Annotated in this window: 16 protein-coding genes; 11 read left to right on the plus strand and 5 right to left on the minus strand. The window is 64.4% G+C overall.

Translation table 11 applies throughout. The features are described 5' to 3' along the window. From EOA86_RS03620 to EOA86_RS03630, 3 genes are all read right to left on the minus strand, one after another. The coding region (locus EOA86_RS03620) for a dihydrodipicolinate synthase family protein (RefSeq protein ID WP_206629955.1) at positions 1 to 280 on the minus strand (280 nt) is incomplete at its 3' end. 148 nt (positions 281 to 428) lie between these two features. Beyond that, the gene (locus tag EOA86_RS03625) at positions 429 to 1,715 is read right to left on the minus strand and encodes a D-tagatose-bisphosphate aldolase, class II, non-catalytic subunit (RefSeq protein ID WP_128340737.1); all 1,287 of its coding nucleotides are present in this window, start codon (positions 1,713 to 1,715) and stop codon (positions 429 to 431) included. Further along, positions 1,712 to 2,656 carry a sugar kinase gene (locus EOA86_RS03630; protein WP_128340738.1) on the minus strand — a complete coding sequence of 315 codons (945 nt, stop codon included), beginning with the start codon at positions 2,654 to 2,656 and terminating at the stop codon, positions 1,712 to 1,714. Before EOA86_RS03630 ends, EOA86_RS03625 begins: the two co-directional genes overlap by 4 nt. A gap of 242 nt (positions 2,657 to 2,898) precedes the next feature. Between EOA86_RS03630 and EOA86_RS03635 the strand changes: the two genes are divergently transcribed. Then, a complete protein-coding gene (locus EOA86_RS03635) occupies positions 2,899 to 3,924 on the plus strand; it encodes a LacI family DNA-binding transcriptional regulator (protein ID WP_128340739.1) in 1,026 nt (341 codons plus the stop codon). Here EOA86_RS03635 and EOA86_RS03640 read toward each other — a convergent pair. Both EOA86_RS03640 and EOA86_RS03645 read right to left on the minus strand, forming a co-directional pair. Next, complete coding sequence (locus EOA86_RS03640) at positions 3,912 to 4,889, minus strand: alpha/beta hydrolase (protein ID WP_128340740.1); 978 nt, start codon at positions 4,887 to 4,889, stop codon at positions 3,912 to 3,914. The two genes, EOA86_RS03635 and EOA86_RS03640, sit on opposite strands and share 13 nt — an antisense overlap. A 16-nt stretch (positions 4,890 to 4,905) precedes the next feature. After that, positions 4,906 to 6,054 (minus strand): Gfo/Idh/MocA family oxidoreductase, encoded by a 1,149-nt coding sequence (locus EOA86_RS03645; RefSeq protein WP_128340741.1) that lies wholly within the window; start codon positions 6,052 to 6,054, stop codon positions 4,906 to 4,908. Positions 6,055 to 6,220: 166 nt separating this feature from the next. Between EOA86_RS03645 and EOA86_RS03650 the strand changes: the two genes are divergently transcribed. The 10 genes from EOA86_RS03650 to EOA86_RS03695 all read left to right on the plus strand — a co-directional run. Beyond that, positions 6,221 to 7,567, plus strand: a complete 1,347-nt coding sequence (locus EOA86_RS03650; protein ID WP_128340742.1) for an ABC transporter substrate-binding protein — start codon at positions 6,221 to 6,223, stop codon at positions 7,565 to 7,567. 3 nt (positions 7,568 to 7,570) lie between these two features. After that, a complete protein-coding gene (locus EOA86_RS03655) occupies positions 7,571 to 8,503 on the plus strand; it encodes a sugar ABC transporter permease (protein WP_065007421.1) in 933 nt (310 codons plus the stop codon). Next, entirely contained in the window at positions 8,500 to 9,336 is an 837-nt protein-coding gene (locus tag EOA86_RS03660) for a carbohydrate ABC transporter permease (RefSeq protein WP_128340743.1), read from the plus strand. Before EOA86_RS03655 ends, EOA86_RS03660 begins: the two co-directional genes overlap by 4 nt. Before the next feature lie 4 nt (positions 9,337 to 9,340). Next, the gene (locus EOA86_RS03665; RefSeq protein WP_128340744.1) at positions 9,341 to 10,162 is read left to right on the plus strand and encodes a sugar phosphate isomerase/epimerase; all 822 of its coding nucleotides are present in this window, start codon (positions 9,341 to 9,343) and stop codon (positions 10,160 to 10,162) included. A gap of 10 nt (positions 10,163 to 10,172) precedes the next feature. Continuing rightward, on the plus strand, positions 10,173 to 11,249 hold the full coding sequence (locus EOA86_RS03670) for a Gfo/Idh/MocA family oxidoreductase (RefSeq protein ID WP_095517865.1): 1,077 nt from the start codon (positions 10,173 to 10,175) through the stop codon (positions 11,247 to 11,249). Beyond that, positions 11,249 to 12,067, plus strand: coding sequence for a sugar phosphate isomerase/epimerase (locus tag EOA86_RS03675; protein ID WP_128340745.1), 819 nt, complete (start codon positions 11,249 to 11,251; stop codon positions 12,065 to 12,067). The genes EOA86_RS03670 and EOA86_RS03675 overlap by 1 nt, the downstream gene beginning before the upstream one ends. After that, complete coding sequence (locus EOA86_RS03680) at positions 12,067 to 12,900, plus strand: alpha/beta fold hydrolase (RefSeq protein ID WP_128340746.1); 834 nt, start codon at positions 12,067 to 12,069, stop codon at positions 12,898 to 12,900. The genes EOA86_RS03675 and EOA86_RS03680 overlap by 1 nt, the downstream gene beginning before the upstream one ends. Continuing rightward, positions 12,897 to 13,622, plus strand: a complete 726-nt coding sequence (locus EOA86_RS03685) for a ribulose-phosphate 3-epimerase (RefSeq protein WP_128340747.1) — start codon at positions 12,897 to 12,899, stop codon at positions 13,620 to 13,622. The genes EOA86_RS03680 and EOA86_RS03685 overlap by 4 nt, the downstream gene beginning before the upstream one ends. After that, positions 13,619 to 14,656 carry an ROK family protein gene (locus EOA86_RS03690; protein ID WP_128340748.1) on the plus strand — a complete coding sequence of 346 codons (1,038 nt, stop codon included), beginning with the start codon at positions 13,619 to 13,621 and terminating at the stop codon, positions 14,654 to 14,656. The genes EOA86_RS03685 and EOA86_RS03690 overlap by 4 nt, the downstream gene beginning before the upstream one ends. After that, positions 14,649 to 15,227: ATP-binding cassette domain-containing protein (locus EOA86_RS03695; RefSeq protein ID WP_128340749.1), on the plus strand; the 579-nt coding region annotated here is incomplete at its 3' end. The genes EOA86_RS03690 and EOA86_RS03695, both read left to right, overlap by 8 nt.

Consider the following 15,227-nt stretch of genomic DNA (forward strand, 5'->3'; position numbering starts at 1 on the left):
AGTGTCGCGCCTGTTCGGCGGCGTCTTCGGCCGCATCGACCAGCACGCCGGCGACCAGTTGATGCGCCGGAATGCCGGCGGCCAGCATGGCCTCGGTGACAGTCCGCCGCTCCCCCGTGCCCACCGAGGGGCCTTCCCCGGTGGTGCCGAAGAGCGTTGCGCTGCTGCAGCCGGCCCCAAGGCAAGCCCGGGCCTGCGCGACCATCGGAGCGATGGCGATTTGCCCGGATGCCTCGAAAGGCGTGGTGAGGGCAACCGAAAGACCAAAGCGCGAAGCCACTGCAATTCTCCAGATGTCGATGTGCAGGCAGTACTAGCACGCTAACATGTTAGCTGTAAATTGCAGCGGCGCCCTTTTCGAAACGACATCGAATATCGGCGTGAAGGAAGCGGATTTGGGCGGAGGCCGACTTTCCGTCAGCGCGATCCTACGGTCCGGTCGCGTCCGCGTAGATATCGAGGACTCGGGTGATGCTGCCGATCAGAAGCTCGTGCGCCAAGGGTTGGACCCGGCCCTCTGCAACCTCAGCGTCGAGCTGCCCCAGATATTGGCTGATCAGAGGCCGGGGAATATCCGTCTCGCTCAGCACGTCCAGCAGCGTCTGTGTCGCGCGCTGCGCCGCCGGCGTCGGCCAGTAATAGCGGATGCGGTCGCTGAACGAGAAATGCCGCTGCACGCGCTGCTCTTCCGGCGTGCCCGGATAGTATTTCTGCCAATTGTCCGGCGACGCCAGCATGATGCGTTCCATCGCGGCAGGCAGGCTTTCGCGCGAAGGGTCCGGCGCGAGCATAACGGCGATGTGGTTGAGCCCATACAGCGCTTCGCGAAGCGCGAAAGTCAGCCAGGGGCCGACCTTGAGGATGGCAAAACCGTCGCGAACGAGAGCGTTAAGCGCTTCGGCCGGCTGGTAGTCGGTCGAATGCGCCTCAAAAACAAATTGCGGCATGCGGTCGAGCACGGCCACGAGTTCGGTCGCCTTGGCCGGCGCATAAGGCACGATTTCGGTGTTGCCGAATTCGACTCCCGGCTGAACGACGACGCCTATCGCTCGGCCAAAAGCGGCCTCGAGCCCGGCGCGGGAAAACGCTCGGGCGTGTACCTCCACCGTTCGCAAGGCATCTCCGGGTGCCGTCACATGCAGACGGTCGAGCGCCTCCAATGCACCGCCCGGCACCGGCACTTCGGTGCCGATGACGTAGACCGGTTTTTCGCCGCCTGCCCGCTCGACCGCCGCCTCGGCGATTTCAGCAAGTTCGGCCGCGCGCGCGGCGATCGTTTCGTCGGCAAGCACGGCTGGATCGTCGGCGCAGGCCATGCTCGTATCCAGATGCATCTTGGTGAAGCCGGCGCTCGCATAGGCGTCAATCATCGCCCCCGCCTTCTTCATCGCGGCGGCCGCAGCCATGTGCTTCCACGGATTGGGTCCGAGATGATCGCCGCCAAGGATCAGGCGATCGACTGGGAAACCCGCTTTCAGCGCATGCGCCTCGACGAAGCTGCGGAAGCCGGCGGGCGTCATCCCGGTGTAGCCGCCCTCGTGGTTGACCTGGTTGCAGGTGGCCTCGATCAGCACATCCGCGTGCCGCGCCGCGCCGTGGCGCAGGGCAGCCTCGATGACCAGCGGATGCGCCGAGCAGACCGAGGCGATGCCGCTTCTCTCGCCTGCGGCGCGCCTGGCTGCAATGTTCGCAAACCTTCGCGTCGCGTCACTCACTGCGTGTTGCCCGTGGCGATGAATGCCTCGACCGCTTCAAGCGGGAAAATGCCTTCCATCGGCCCCTTGCGGGTGACGGCAAGCGCACCGCAGGCATTGGCGATCCGCAGGGCTTCGGCAGGAGCCGCCCCGCGCAGCCAGAACGAGACGAAAGCAGCACCGAAACAATCACCCGCGCCGGTCGGATCGACCTCGTCGACGGCAAAGCCGGACGAGGCGATCACACCATGGCGATCATGATAGGCGGCGCCTGCGGCGCCTTTCTTCAGGACAATGCAGGACAGGCCACGGGCCAGCAATTCCTCGACCGCGCCCCTTTCGTCCTTCGCGGATGAAAACAGGAAGAGCTCCTCACCGCTCGGCAAGAAGATGTCGGCTCGCGCCAGCACATGGTCGAGCGCCGCGCGCATGCCGGACGCCTGCATGATCTCCCGGCGAACGTTCGGATCGAAGGACACGGTTCCACCCCTGGCCTTGACGGTCTCGATCGCCGACAGCGCGACCTCGATGGCGCGGTCGGAAAACAGTGACGAGCCCATGACATGGACGTGATCGGCACTGGCGAGCAGCTTTGTTGCCTCCCCATCGGTCTCGATCAGGCCGGAGGCGCTGTTGCGGATGTTGAAGACAAAATGCCGGCTGGCATCGGCCCGGTAGGCGACGAAGGCCGTGCCCGTCGCATGGCCCTTGTGAACCGCGATCGCCGACACGTCGGCGCCCAGCGCCCGCAGCCGGCCTATGTTCAGCCTGCCGAAATCATCATCGCCGACGGCGCCTATGAGACCGGCCGGCTGGCCGAGCGCCGCCGCCTGGCCGATGAAGATGGCGGGCGCTCCGGACGGGAACGGCCCAAGCAGCGGACCAGGCTCGAGAAAGCTCTGGTCGATCCGCTCGGCCATGATCTCGACCAGAATCTCGCCGGCACTGACCAGCTTCTTCATCTCGCGGAATCCCTCCCGGCGTTTCGCCCCGGCCTCGCTTCGGATGAACCGCGCGAGTAGTTTCCGGGTAATACGAATTCGAATTCGCCCACTGAAAAGTGAATACGGCTTGTGCTTTTTCGCGTCAATTAATAAATTGACGCATGAAAACTATCGAAATTGTCTGTAAAATTTCGCCTTGCAGTTGCGCGCTAGCGCACCGTATGTAGAGACCGGGCAGCGCTCGTGGCAGCGCGAGGGCTTTGATGTCGATGACGCACAAGACGATGGAGGATTTTGCTCGCTCTTGCGGCGTCTCCAGGCCGACATTGTCGAAATATTTCGACGATCCGACCAGCGTCAAGCCGGCGACACGTCAGCGGATCGAGGTGGCGCTGGGCTCGTCCGACTACCAGCCCAATCTCTTTGCGCGCAACCTGAACCGCAAGCGGACCCGCAGCATCGGCATCGTGGTGCCGACGGTCGCCGATCCCTTCTATTCCGAGATGGTCAGCCGAATCGAACTCAGGCTGCGCGACGAAGGCTACTGGCCGATCGTGATCTCCTCGCACGGCTCGCGCGAGCTCGAAGTGGATGCGACGCGAACCATTCTTTCGCTAAAAGTTTCCGGCGCGCTGATCGCGCCGCTCGGCCTGCGCTCCGACCATCGCACGCTGGAGAAGCTGACGCAGACCATACCGATCGTCTATTTCGACACCTATCTGGAGGGCGACACGCCATTCGTCGGCAACAACAACAGCCAGAGCGTCTCGACCATCGTCGATTATCTCTGTCGTTCCGGCGATGCCCCGGTCTATTTCGACATCCCGCACGTCAACCACAATTCGCGCGAACGCCTGGACAGCTATGTCGGCGCCATGCAGCGGCTCGGACATGAGCCTGCCATCATCGGCAATACCGATGACTACACCTGGGATTTCGAACGGATCGGCTACGAGCAGATGGAGGCGATGCTCGCCCGTGGCGGCCTGCCGGGCAGGACCATTCTGTGCGCCAACGACCGTCTCGCCTTCGGCGTGATGGCCGCCGCCTACTCGCAAGGCCGCAAGGTCGGCCGCAGGGGCGATTGCGACCTGCGGGTCGCAGCCCATGACGACCATCCGCTGAGCCGCTACACCTGCCCTGCCCTCACCACCATGGCGCAGGACTTTGCTTCCATGGCGGGACGCAGCGTGGAGACGCTGCTGGCCTTGCTGGACGAGGACGACACGGCAGTTGCCCCCAAGGTCAGTCTCGACGCGACGCTGGTCATGCGTCAGTCGGCCTGAGCGTTTCCAAAGACAGGATCGAAGCCGCGCCATGCGGCAACCGCTGCGCCGACTGCCTGCCGCGCCGCCGGACCATGGCGGCCCATCGAGACGAAGCCATGGATCTGGCCGGGCCAGCGGCGCAGGACGACCGGCACGCCGTCATCTTCCAGACGCTTCGCATAGGCCTCGCCTTCGTCGGCGAGAATGTCATGACCAGCGATTGCGACAAAAGCCGGCGCTGCGCCGGCAAGGCTTGCGGCCCTGAGCGGCGACACGCGCCAGTCGTCGATATCGCCGCCATGGTTGATATAGTGGTCACGGAACCAGGCCATGGTTGCCGACGTCAGGCCATAACCGTCGGCAAAGCGGCGATAGCTGTCCGCCGCCTGCGAGGCGTCAGTGTTCGGATAGAACAGCAGTTGCGCGGTCGGCGGGTTCTCGTCACCGCGCATAAGCAGGCAAAGCACTGTAGCGAGATTGCCGCCGGCGCTGTCGCCGGCGACAGCGATCCTTCTCGCGTCGATGCCGAGATCGCCCGCGCCATCTTGCATGAAGGAAAGTGCGGCGCGGCAATCTTCGATGGCCGCCGGAAATTTGTGTTCCGGCGCCAGCCGGTAATCGGGAGAGACGACTACGCAGGCCGCCATATTGGCAAACCACCGGCAAATCTCGTCATGGGAGTCGAGATTGCCGATCACCCAGCCGCCGCCATGCAGATAGAGCAGCGCCGGGGCAGCGGCCCCGCTCACGCCGTGTCCGCGATAGATCCTGAGCGTCAACGGGCCGCCGGGTCCGGTGATGGTGCGCTCGGTTAGTGAGCCGACCGGCTCGCGCTCGCCCTGGAGTGCCGGAAAGCCCTGCTTATAGGCGCGGCGCGCTTCTTCGGGCGTGCCGGCTTCGAATGGCGGGGCAGCCGCCTGCCGGTCGAGGTCGAGCACGTGCCGGGCCTCCGGATCGAGCAAGGGCAAAAGCGATGTCGTCATCGTAAGCGCTCCGATATCAGGCAAGCAGGCTAACCGCTTCGTCCTCCTGGAGGAGCTGCGGCTGATCGACGGTTGCGTTGACGGCGACGGACTCGCGGCTCGCTCCCGAAGCAAGAATCGCTTCCATAATCTCCAGTACATGCAGCGCAAGATCGCCGGACGCACGCGGCTTTCTTCCGGTTGCCAGTGCACGCGAAAGGTCGGCGACGCCGAGCATTCGGTAGTTGGCTCGGTCCGGCGCGGCATAGGGCCAGTTGCGCGCGCCATAGAGTTCGCTCTCACTGTGGAAGTCGGCCCAGTCGGCCCCACGTTCCGACAGCGAGACGGTGCCGCCGAACGTGTCCGGATCGGGCAGCCTGAGCGAGCCTTCGGTCCCATGCAGCTCGATCGGATGGTTAGAGTGCCTGAAGACATCCCAGGAGGCACCGAAGGTGACGGTGGCTCCCGAGCGGAACTCCAGCAGCGACAGGATGTTGGTCGGTGTGCCGACCTTGAAGCTGGTGTTCCGATAGGGGCCTTCGGCAGTGATCAGCCGCTCCTCCTGGCCTCGCGTCGCCATCGCCATCACGCGGGCCACCGGCCCGAGCAAATTAACAAGCATCGTCAGGTAATAGGGCCCCATGTCAAAGACCGGTCCGCCGCCCGGCTGATAGTAGAATTGCGGATTGGGATGCCAGTGCTCCATGCCGCGCCCCATCATGAAGGCGGTGCCGGTCACCGCGCGGCCGATTGCGCCCTCATCCATGAGGCGGCGTGCCCGCCGTCCGGCGGCGCCGAGGAAAGTATCCGGAGCCGAACCCAGCAGCAGCCCGCGCTCCGCCGCCTCGGTGACAAGGCGCCGGCCGTCGCTGGCCGAGGTCGCCAGCGGTTTTTCGGTGAAGACGTGCTTTCCCGCCGAAAGCGCCGAAAACGAAATGTCGAAATGCGCCGCCGGGATGGTCAGGTTGAGGACGAGGTCGATCTCGGGATCGGCCAGGAGCGCATCGACGCTGAGAGCCCGGATGTCGTATTCGCTCGCACGCAGCGCCGCCATGTCGGGCGATATGTCGGCGCAGGCGCGCAGCTCCACCTCACCGAACAGAGCCGCATTGCGTAAATAAGTCATCGAGATGTTGCCGCACCCGACAACGCCAATGCCGAGCTTAGCTGCTGATTTTCCTCGCATTTTCTATTTCACCTCCCGACGTCGCAACGCTCTGGCTGACCCAATGCACCAGCAACGGATCAGATTCGAAAGCCGCTTTACAGCATTTTAAATGTTGACGCGCGTAAAATTTTTATGGAACATGCGGAAATGCTGGCTGGGAGGCTGCCCGCGCAAGGAGGAGAAAATGACTGACTTCAAAAAAGGGCCGGTCTCCGGCTCGAAGCCTGGGGCGCATGTGACGATCGCCGACCGCCGGCAGTTTCTCATCGGCAGCGCCGGGCTGCTCGGCGCGGCGACACTTGGCCTCGGCACCGGGCTGGGCGTTCGCCGGGCTCGCGCGCAGTCGCGGGCCGAAATCAGCTTTGCCAGCGCCGCCTTCTTCGGCAAGGAGACCTTCGGCGACCTGATCAAGGCCTTCAACGAATCGCAGGACCGCGTTCTGGTCAAGAACATCGAGCTGCCGCCGCCGAGCTTATCGACGGAAGTCTATCAGGGCCTCGTCCAGCAGCTCGCCCGGCGTAGCGGCACGCCCGACGTCTTCAGCCAGGACGTGATCTGGATCGCCGGCTTTGCCGCCGCCGGCTGGGCGCTGCCGCTCGATGAGTACTTTCCGGCAGACAAGCGCAGCGCCTACTTCTCCGGGACCCTCAATGCCTGCACCTATGACGGCAAGCTGACTGCCCTGCCCTGGTTCATGGATTCGGGCATGTTCTATTACCGCAAGGACGTGCTTGAAAAGCATGGCGGCAAAGTGCCGGAAAACTGGGCCGACATGGCGACCATCGCCGCCGCCGCGCAGAAGGCCGGCGACGTCGATTTCGGCTATCTCTGGCAGGGCAAGCAGGCCGAGGTTCTGGTCTGCGACGCGGTCGAGATCATCACCTCCAACAATGGCGCGATCCTGGCGCCTGACGGCAAGTCATCGCTGATCAACCAGAAGGCCGCAGTCGACGCGATCCAGTTCCTGCACGGCACCATCGCCACGAGCAAGATCAGCCCGCAGGACGTCCTGTCCTGGGACGAGGAGCCATCGCGCCAGCCGTTCACCTCGGGCAAGGCGATGTTCATGCGCAACTGGTCCTATGTCTATCCGATCGCCCAGGACGCCAAGGCCTCCCAGGTGGTGGACAAAATCGGCGTCGCACCGCTGCCGTCCTTCCCCGGCGGCAAGAGCTCGGCCTGTCTCGGCGGCTACCAACTAGGCGTCAACGCCAACTCGAAGCAGCGCGAAGCCGCGATCGAGTTGCTGACCTGGCTGTCGTCGACCGAAACCCAGCATCGCATCGCCCTAAACTTCGGGCTCGCGCCGACGCGCCCGGCACTGTTCCAGGACGAGAAGATCAAGACCGAACAGCCGTTCATGGCGAGCCTCGAGAAAGTGTTCACCGGCGCCACCGCCCGGCCGATCACGCCCGAATATGCGAAGGTGACGCTGGCCTTGCAGTCGGGCATCTCCAAGGCGCTGGTCTCAGGCAACGTCCAGGCCGAGATGGACGCGCTGGCGACGCAAATCGACCAGATCGTCGGCTGAACCATGACCGCGGCGGCCACTGTTTCTGGCATTGGCCGGCCGCGGCGGTTTGGCAAGGCGCTTCCAGTCTCATTGTGGGCTTTGCTCCTGCTGACACCGGCTTTCGTGTCGCTGGCGTCCGTTTCCTTCTACCCGATCATCAGCGGACTTTATCTCTCGCTCACCAACACCTCGCTGATCACCCAGGAGAACGAGTTCTCGGGCTTCTCCAACTATGTGCAGCTATGGGGTGACGCCCAATTCTGGAATGCCTGGTGGCACACGATGTGGTTCACTACGGCATCCACGATACTTGAGACCGTCATCGGGCTCGGCATGGCGCTCATCCTGTGCGAGGCCTTCAAGGGCCGCGGCCTGGTTCGCGCCGCCATGCTGGTGCCCTGGGCGATGCCCACCGTCGTCACCTCCAAGATGTTCGGCTGGCTGTTCGACGGCCAGAACGGCATCATCAACTATATCCTGCTGCATGCCGGGCTAATCGATCAGAACATCAACTGGTACGGCTCGCCCGACACGGCAATGATGACCATCATCATCGCCGATGTCTGGAAGACCACCCCGTTCATGGCGCTATTGCTTTTGACCGGGCTGCAGACAGTGCCCAATTCGCTGATCGAGGCGGCGCGTATGGATGGCGCAAAAGGCTGGACCACCTTCTGGTACATCCGTCTGCCGCTGCTGATGCCGACACTGCTGATTGCCGGCCTGTTCCGCGCGCTCGACGCCTTTCGCGTCTTCGACCTCGTTTACGTGCTGACCGGCGGCGGCCCGGCCGATTCGACCGAGACGCTGTCGACGCTGTCCTACAAGGTGCTCTTCTCGACGCTGCAATTCGGCTATGGCTCCGCCGTTTCGACGGCGATGTTCGTCACCGAAGGCATCATCGCACTGGTATTCTGCCTCTATCTCATCAGGCAGATCAGGAGGGCGCAATGAACGAGGCGCGTTCACCGCTGCAGACGATCGCCATCTATCTTGGCGCCTTGCTCATCCTTGTCTGGTCGGGTGGCCCATTCCTCTGGCAGTTCTCGACATCGTTCCAGCTCGACAAGGCGCTGACATCAGGTTCGCCATCGTTAATCCCCGCGCCTTTTACGCTCGAGCACTACTACAACGCCTTCATCGAGAAGCAGCTGCACCGCTATGTCTGGAATTCGCTGGTGGTCTCGCTGGCCACGACATTCCTGTGCCTCTTCGTCGGATCGCTGGCCGCCTTCGCGCTGTCGCGGCTCAACGTCAAGGGCCGCTTCGGCATCCTGATGGTCATCCTTTCGGTGTCGATGTTCCCGCAGATCGCGCTGGTCGGGCCGCTCTATCTCGTCGCGACCAATCTCGGCCTGCTCGACACCTACACGGCGCTGATCATCACCTACCTGGCGCTCGGGCTGCCGCTCGTCACTTGGGTGCTGTTCGGCTATTTCGAGACGCTGCCGCGCGAGATCGATGAGGCGGCGCGCATGGACGGCGTCAGCGTTCCCGGCCTGCTCTGGCACATCATCCTGCCGATGTCGCTGCCGAGCCTGGTGACCACAGGCCTGCTCGCCTTCATCACCGCATGGAACGAATTCCTGTTCGCCCTCGCCTTCACCTCCAACATCGATCGCCAGACAATCCCCGTCGGCATCGCCAACTTCACCAACCTCTATTATGTGCCCTGGGGCGATATCGCCGCAGCTTCGGCCGTCGTCACCGTCCCTTTGATCGTGCTGGTGCTGTTCTTCCAGCGGCACATCATCGAAGGGCTGACGCAGGGCGGCATCAAGGAATGAAAGGATGAACGTGAAAGACCTGAAAGTCGGCTGCCAGACTTTTACGTGGGAAATGCTCGGAGGCGGTTTTGCCGGCGGTCCGGACGATCTGCTTAAAGCGATCGCTGACGGTGGTTATGCCGGCATAGAGATCACCGACACGATGATCGGCCGCTATGCCGACAGGCCGGCGGAATTCGCCATGGCGCTGGAGTCGGCTGGCTTGACGCTCGTCTCCTTCGCTTTCGGCTCGAATAGCGGCTTTACGCTGAAGGATAATATCGGCGCCGACCTCGAAACGGCGCAGCGCTGGATCGATTTTGCCGCCGCATTTCCTGGCGCGCTCGTCTCGATGGGCTCGGCTACCTCCGTTTCCGAAGGACCTCGTGACGACAAGTTTGCCATCGCGGCCGAGGTCTACAACAGGGCCGGCGAACTCGGGCGCAAGGCCGGCGTCGACATCGCCGTCCATCCCAGTTCCCACCACAACACGCTGCTATTCGACCGTGCCGACTACGACCGGATTTTCGCACTGATCGATCCGTCGCTCGTCGGATGGGTGCCCGACACCGGCCACATCTTGCGCGGCCATGAAGACATGATCGACACGCTCACCACATACCGGGACCGCATCCGCTACATCCACCTGAAGGACGTCGATGCCGGCGGCAAATGGGCGATGCTCGGCAAGGGCGTCTGCGACACCCAATCTGTGATGGATGTCGCCGGTGCCGCGCCACATTTCAACGGTTGGCTGGTGCTGGAAGAGGAATCCGAGACCGCCGCCGCCGATCCGGTCGCCGCGGTCAAGACCAACCGCCAGACCATGCGCGACTACGGCGCGTGAGGAAGAGATCATGATCCGGAAGCAAGACCGTCGCCTTCGTGTCGGCGTGCTCGGCTGCGGGCCGATCGCGCAGTTCGCCCATCTCGAATCCTGCGTGAAGGCCAGGAACGCTGATCTCTATGCGATCTGCGATGCCGCCCCCGACCTTCTGGCGCGCATGGGCGCGACCTATGAACCCGAGAAGATGTACGCCGACTACGATGAGATGCTCGCCGACCCGCAGCTGGAGGCGGTGATCGTCGCAACCTCCGACGCCTACCACGTTCCGATGTCGATCAAGGCGCTCGAGGCCGGTAAGCACGTGCTGTGCGAAAAGCCGATCGGCGTCTCGGTCGAGGAAGGCGAAACGCTCGCCGATGCGGTTAAACGCTCCGGCAGGGTGCTCCAGGTCGGTCACATGAAGCGCTTCGACCCGGCGCTGGAAGCGGCGCGCGATTTCGTCCGCGACGAGATCGGCGAGATCCTGGCGCTAAAAGCCTGGTATTGCGATTCCACCCATCGCTACACCAACACCGACGCGGTCCAGCCGCTGCCCGTCACCAGCAAGCTGGCAAGGAAACCTGGCGGCAATCCGAAAGCCGATCTCAGGCAGTATTTCATGCTCGCGCACGGCTCCCACCTCGTCGACACGGCGCGCTTCCTGTGCGGTGAGATCGTCGCGGTGCGCGCCCGCCTCAACGAGCGTTTCGGCGCCTATTGCTGGTTCGTCGAAACCGAGTTCGCCAACGGCGCGCTTGGCCATCTCGATCTCACCGTGGCTGTCCGCATGGACTGGCACGAGGGCTTCCAGCTCTATGGCGAGAACGGCTCGGTAATCGCGAAGACCTTCAATCCGTGGTATTTCCGGGCGAGCGAGGTCGATATCTTTCACGAGAAGGATGCGACGTCGCGAAAGCCGCTGGGCGCCGACGGGCATTTCTTCAGGCGCCAGCTCGAAAGCCTGGCCGAGACCGTCCTTGACGGCAAGCCGATGCGCGGCGCCAACGTCGAGGACGGCCTCGCCTCGATTCGCGCCATGGTGGCGATCGCCCGCTCGGTCGAAACCGGTGATCGCGTCGAGATCGCTTCCGTCACGGGAGCGGTCTGATGCAGATCGGGGTGTTCGCCAAGACCTTCCCTGGGAGCGAGCCGGCCGGCGTGCTGGCAGCGGTCCGCGACGCGGGATTTACCGTCACCCAGTTCAACCTGGCCTGCGCCGGCCTGCCGTCGATGCCGGATGCGGTCCCTGACGATGGCATCAGCGCCATCGCCGCCGCGTCGAATGCTTCCGGCGTCACACTGGTGGCGCTCTCGGGCACCTACAACATGGCCCATCCCGACAGGACGGTGCGCGACGACGGCCTGCGCCGGCTTGGCGTTGTGATCAAGGCTGCGGCAGACCTTTCCGTTCCCTTGGTCACGCTGTGCACGGGAACACGCAACGCGGACGATCAGTGGGCGTATCACCCCGAGAATGCTGCCCCTAAGGCATGGGACGACATGGCGAACGAGGTCGAAAAGGCGCTGCAATTCGCTGAGCGCCACGGCGTCGATCTCGGCATCGAGCCCGAACAGGCCAACATCGTCACCTCGGCGTGGGACGCGATGCGCCTCATCGCCAGCATGGGCTCGAAACGGCTGCGCATCGTGCTCGATCCGGCGAACCTGTTCGAGCAGGCGAGCCCCGCCGAAGCACGCGCCATCGTGGCCGCTGCGGTCGAGCACACAGCCGGCCATGTCGCCATGGCCCATGCCAAGGACCGTTTAGCCGATGGCCGCTTCACTACGGCCGGCCGGGGCGTTGTCGACTTTGCGGATTTTGTTGCCCGCCTAAAGGTATCGGGCTTCGACGGGGCGCTGGTCACGCACGGCCTTTCAGCCGACGAAGCGCCTGAGGTTGCCCACTTCCTCAAGGGACTGATCTGATGGCGCGTCTTGCAACTCTGCTTCGCGATGACGCCGCGCTTCAAGTCTCCGACCATGGCGACGGGCTTGCGGTCATCTTTCAGCACGGGCTGGGCGGTGGCGAGGCGCAGGTCGCCCAGGCTTTCCCTTCCGGGCCGAGGTTGCGGCGCCTCACGCTGGAATGCCGCGGGCACGGTGCCTCTGGGCTCGGCAGCAGTCGCCCGTTCTCCCTGAGCATGTTCGCGGATGATGTTCTAGCCGCCGCCGATCAGGCCGACCTCGATCGGTTCGTCGCCGGCGGCATTTCCATGGGCGCCGCAATTGCAACCCGCCTCGCCTGCCGTCATCCGGACCGTGTCGCGGGCCTGCTGCTGGTGCGGCCGGCCTGGACCTTCGACAGTGCGCCTGACAACATGCGGCCGATCGCCGAGGCTGCCGGCCTCATTCTCAGTCACGGCCCCGACAAGGCCAGGACGATCTTCGCGCAATCGGAAACCTCCGCGCGCCTGAAGCGCGACGCGCCCGACAACCTTGCCTCGCTGTTCGGCTATTTCGACCGGGCCGACGCCGCGCCATTCGCGCAGGTCCTCGCCGACATTGCCGCCGACGGCCCAGGCGTTTCCGCGAGTGACGCCGCGGTGCTTGGCATTCCCACGCTGGTCATCGGCAATGCCATGGATGCGGTGCATCCGCTGTCGGCTGCGCGCACGCTTGCCGCCGCCATTCCCGGCGCGATCTTTGCCGAAATCTCTCCCAAGGCGCTCGACAGTGTCAGGCATTTCGCCGAGCTGCAGGCCGAGATCACGACCTTCCTTCACGCCCACCTCAACATCCGGAGCCTCATTCCGTCATGACGATGAAAACCCTGTCCGGCCCCGCTGCCATCGCCGCCTTGCCGCGCTACCGGCTGCTCGGCGAGTTTTCGCTGTGGTCGGCGGACCTTGCCAATATGGAGCGCGACCTGAAGCGCATAGAACCTCATGTCGACCTGCATCACATCGACGTCGCAGACGCCCGCTTCACCCCCGGCTTCCTGTTCTTCCCGGATCTGGTGAAGCGGATCGCCAGGCTGACGGCAAGGCCGATCCATGTGCACCTGATGGTCGAAGCCGAGATCGTCGAAGAGCAGACGCGTCAGTTCATCGAGACCGGCGCCGACCTGATCAGTGTGCACGCCGAAAACGGCGAGGCCGGCCTGCGCGCCGTGCGGCTGGCGCATGAGCTCGGCGCCGAGGCCGGCGTGGTGCTCAGGCTGGAAACGCCGGTCGCTGCAGTCACCCCATTCCTGCCGAAAGTCGCGTTTGTGACGCTTCTTGGCACATCCATTGGCGTCAAGGGCCAGAGCCTTTCCGACCAGGCCTGCCCACGCCTGATAGAGGCGCGTACACTGATGCGGCAAGCCGGCCGGGAGGCGGACATCATCCTGGCTGCCGACGGCGGCATCCGCCACGAGACGGTGCCGCGCCTGCGCGCCGCCGGGGCCGAGACGGTGGTGCTCGGATCGCTGGCATTCGGCGACCCCGACCTCGCGCAGCGCATGGCCTGGCTGCATGGGCTGAAGGTCGCCGCCTTATGACAAGACTGGCCCTCGCCTTCGATCTCGGCGGAACGGAGCTGCGCGGCGCGCTGGTCGAGAGCGGCGGCCGCGTTGTCGCGCAGGTTTCGGCGCCGACGATGGCGATCGCGGGATCGGACGCGGTGATCGGGCAGATCATCGCACTGGCCGGGGCTCTTCTGACACAGCGCCCACAAGCGGATGTCGTCGGCATCGGCATCGGCGCGCCGGGACCGCTCGATCCCAAGGCTGGGATCGTGATCGCACCGCCGACGCTGGCCGGCTGGCACGACGTGCCGTTGATCGACATTCTCGGCAAGCATTTCGGCCTGCCGGTGCGGCTGGAAAACGACGCAAATGCGGCCGCGCTGGGCGAATGGCGCTTCGGCGCCGGCCTGGGCACCGGGTCGCTGGTGTTCGTCACCGTATCGACCGGCATCGGCGGCGGGGTCGTTGCCGACGGCCACATCTATCACGGCCGGCGCGGGCTTGCCGCCGAGATCGGCCACATGACCATCACCGGCGAGGGCGACCGCTGCTTCTGCGGCGCCGTCGGCTGTTTCGAGGCGGTCGCCTCCGGAACCGCGCTCGGGCGGCGTGCCACGGCGCTGACAGCGCCAGGCGACGGCTCCCTGCTCAGACGCCTTTCGGCCGATGGCGACGTTTCGGCCAGGCACGTCGTCGAGGCCGCACGTGCCGGCGATATCAGTGCGCTCGAGCTGATCGAGGCGGAAGCCAGGTGGCTCGGCATCGGCTTCACCAACCTGCTTCACCTCTATTCGCCGGACCTGATCGTCATGGGCGGCGGTCTTTCGAACGGTTTCGACCTGTTGGCTCCAACCATCAGGGCAACCGTCGAGCAGCGGGCCATGCTGGCCTACCGGGACGTGCCGATCGTGCCTGCGCAGCTTGGCGACCGCGCCGGACTGATCGGCGCGGCCAGCCTGATCCTGTGGGAAGGCGAACCGGGCGCGCCGTTGGCGATGGCGCAGGATGAGGACAACAAGGACAACGCGACCGAGCGTGCCGGCGCCAGGGAGACAAGCCATGGCTGAGCTCAAGCTGCGCGGCGCGCGCAAGTCCTACGGATCCGTCGAGATCATCAAGGGCCTTGACCTGGACGTCGAGGACCGCGAATTCGTCGTCTTCGTTGGCCCGTCCGGCTGCGGCAAGTCCACGCTGCTGCGCATGATCGCCGGCCTGGAAAAGATCACCGCCGGCGACTTGCTGATCGATGGCGTGCGCGCCAACGACATCGATCCGTCCGAGCGTGGGCTCGCCATGGTGTTCCAGTCCTACGCGCTCTATCCGCACATGACGGTGGCCGAGAACATGGGCTTTGCGCTGAAGATCGCCGGCGTCTCCGCCGCGGAAAAGGAACGCAAGGTGCGGGAGGCCGCCGAGGTGCTGCAGCTTTCGCATCTTCTCCACCGGCGGCCGAAGGCGCTTTCGGGCGGCCAGCGGCAGCGTGTCGCCATCGGCCGCGCCATCGTGCGCAATCCCAAAGTGTTCCTGTTCGACGAGCCGCTGTCCAATCTCGACGCCGCCTTGCGGGTGAGCATGCGGCTCGAGCTGATGTGCCTGCATGAACACCTGGCCGCGACCATGATCTATGTCACCCACGAC

The organism is Mesorhizobium sp. M5C.F.Ca.IN.020.32.2.1, assembly GCF_004023105.1.
Classification (GTDB): domain Bacteria; phylum Pseudomonadota; class Alphaproteobacteria; order Rhizobiales; family Rhizobiaceae; genus Mesorhizobium; species Mesorhizobium wenxiniae.

Bases quoted from the DNA above. Each gene is read 5' to 3' on its own strand.
- EOA86_RS03685 (WP_128340747.1), top strand. From the start codon at position 12,897: ATGACGATGAAAACCCTGTCCGGCCCCGCTGCCATCGCCGCCTTGCCG.
- EOA86_RS03640 (WP_128340740.1), bottom strand. From the start codon at position 4,889: ATGACGACATCGCTTTTGCCCTTGCTCGATCCGGAGGCCCGGCACGTG.
- EOA86_RS03670 (WP_095517865.1), top strand. From the start codon at position 10,173: ATGATCCGGAAGCAAGACCGTCGCCTTCGTGTCGGCGTGCTCGGCTGC.
- EOA86_RS03665 (WP_128340744.1), top strand. From the start codon at position 9,341: ATGAACGTGAAAGACCTGAAAGTCGGCTGCCAGACTTTTACGTGGGAA.
- EOA86_RS03660 (WP_128340743.1), top strand. From the start codon at position 8,500: ATGAACGAGGCGCGTTCACCGCTGCAGACGATCGCCATCTATCTTGGC.
- EOA86_RS03650 (WP_128340742.1), top strand. From the start codon at position 6,221: ATGACTGACTTCAAAAAAGGGCCGGTCTCCGGCTCGAAGCCTGGGGCG.
- EOA86_RS03675 (WP_128340745.1), top strand. From the start codon at position 11,249: ATGCAGATCGGGGTGTTCGCCAAGACCTTCCCTGGGAGCGAGCCGGCC.
- EOA86_RS03630 (WP_128340738.1), bottom strand. From the start codon at position 2,656: ATGAAGAAGCTGGTCAGTGCCGGCGAGATTCTGGTCGAGATCATGGCC.
- EOA86_RS03645 (WP_128340741.1), bottom strand. From the start codon at position 6,054: ATGCGAGGAAAATCAGCAGCTAAGCTCGGCATTGGCGTTGTCGGGTGC.
- EOA86_RS03655 (WP_065007421.1), top strand. From the start codon at position 7,571: ATGACCGCGGCGGCCACTGTTTCTGGCATTGGCCGGCCGCGGCGGTTT.
- EOA86_RS03690 (WP_128340748.1), top strand. From the start codon at position 13,619: ATGACAAGACTGGCCCTCGCCTTCGATCTCGGCGGAACGGAGCTGCGC.
- EOA86_RS03680 (WP_128340746.1), top strand. From the start codon at position 12,067: ATGGCGCGTCTTGCAACTCTGCTTCGCGATGACGCCGCGCTTCAAGTC.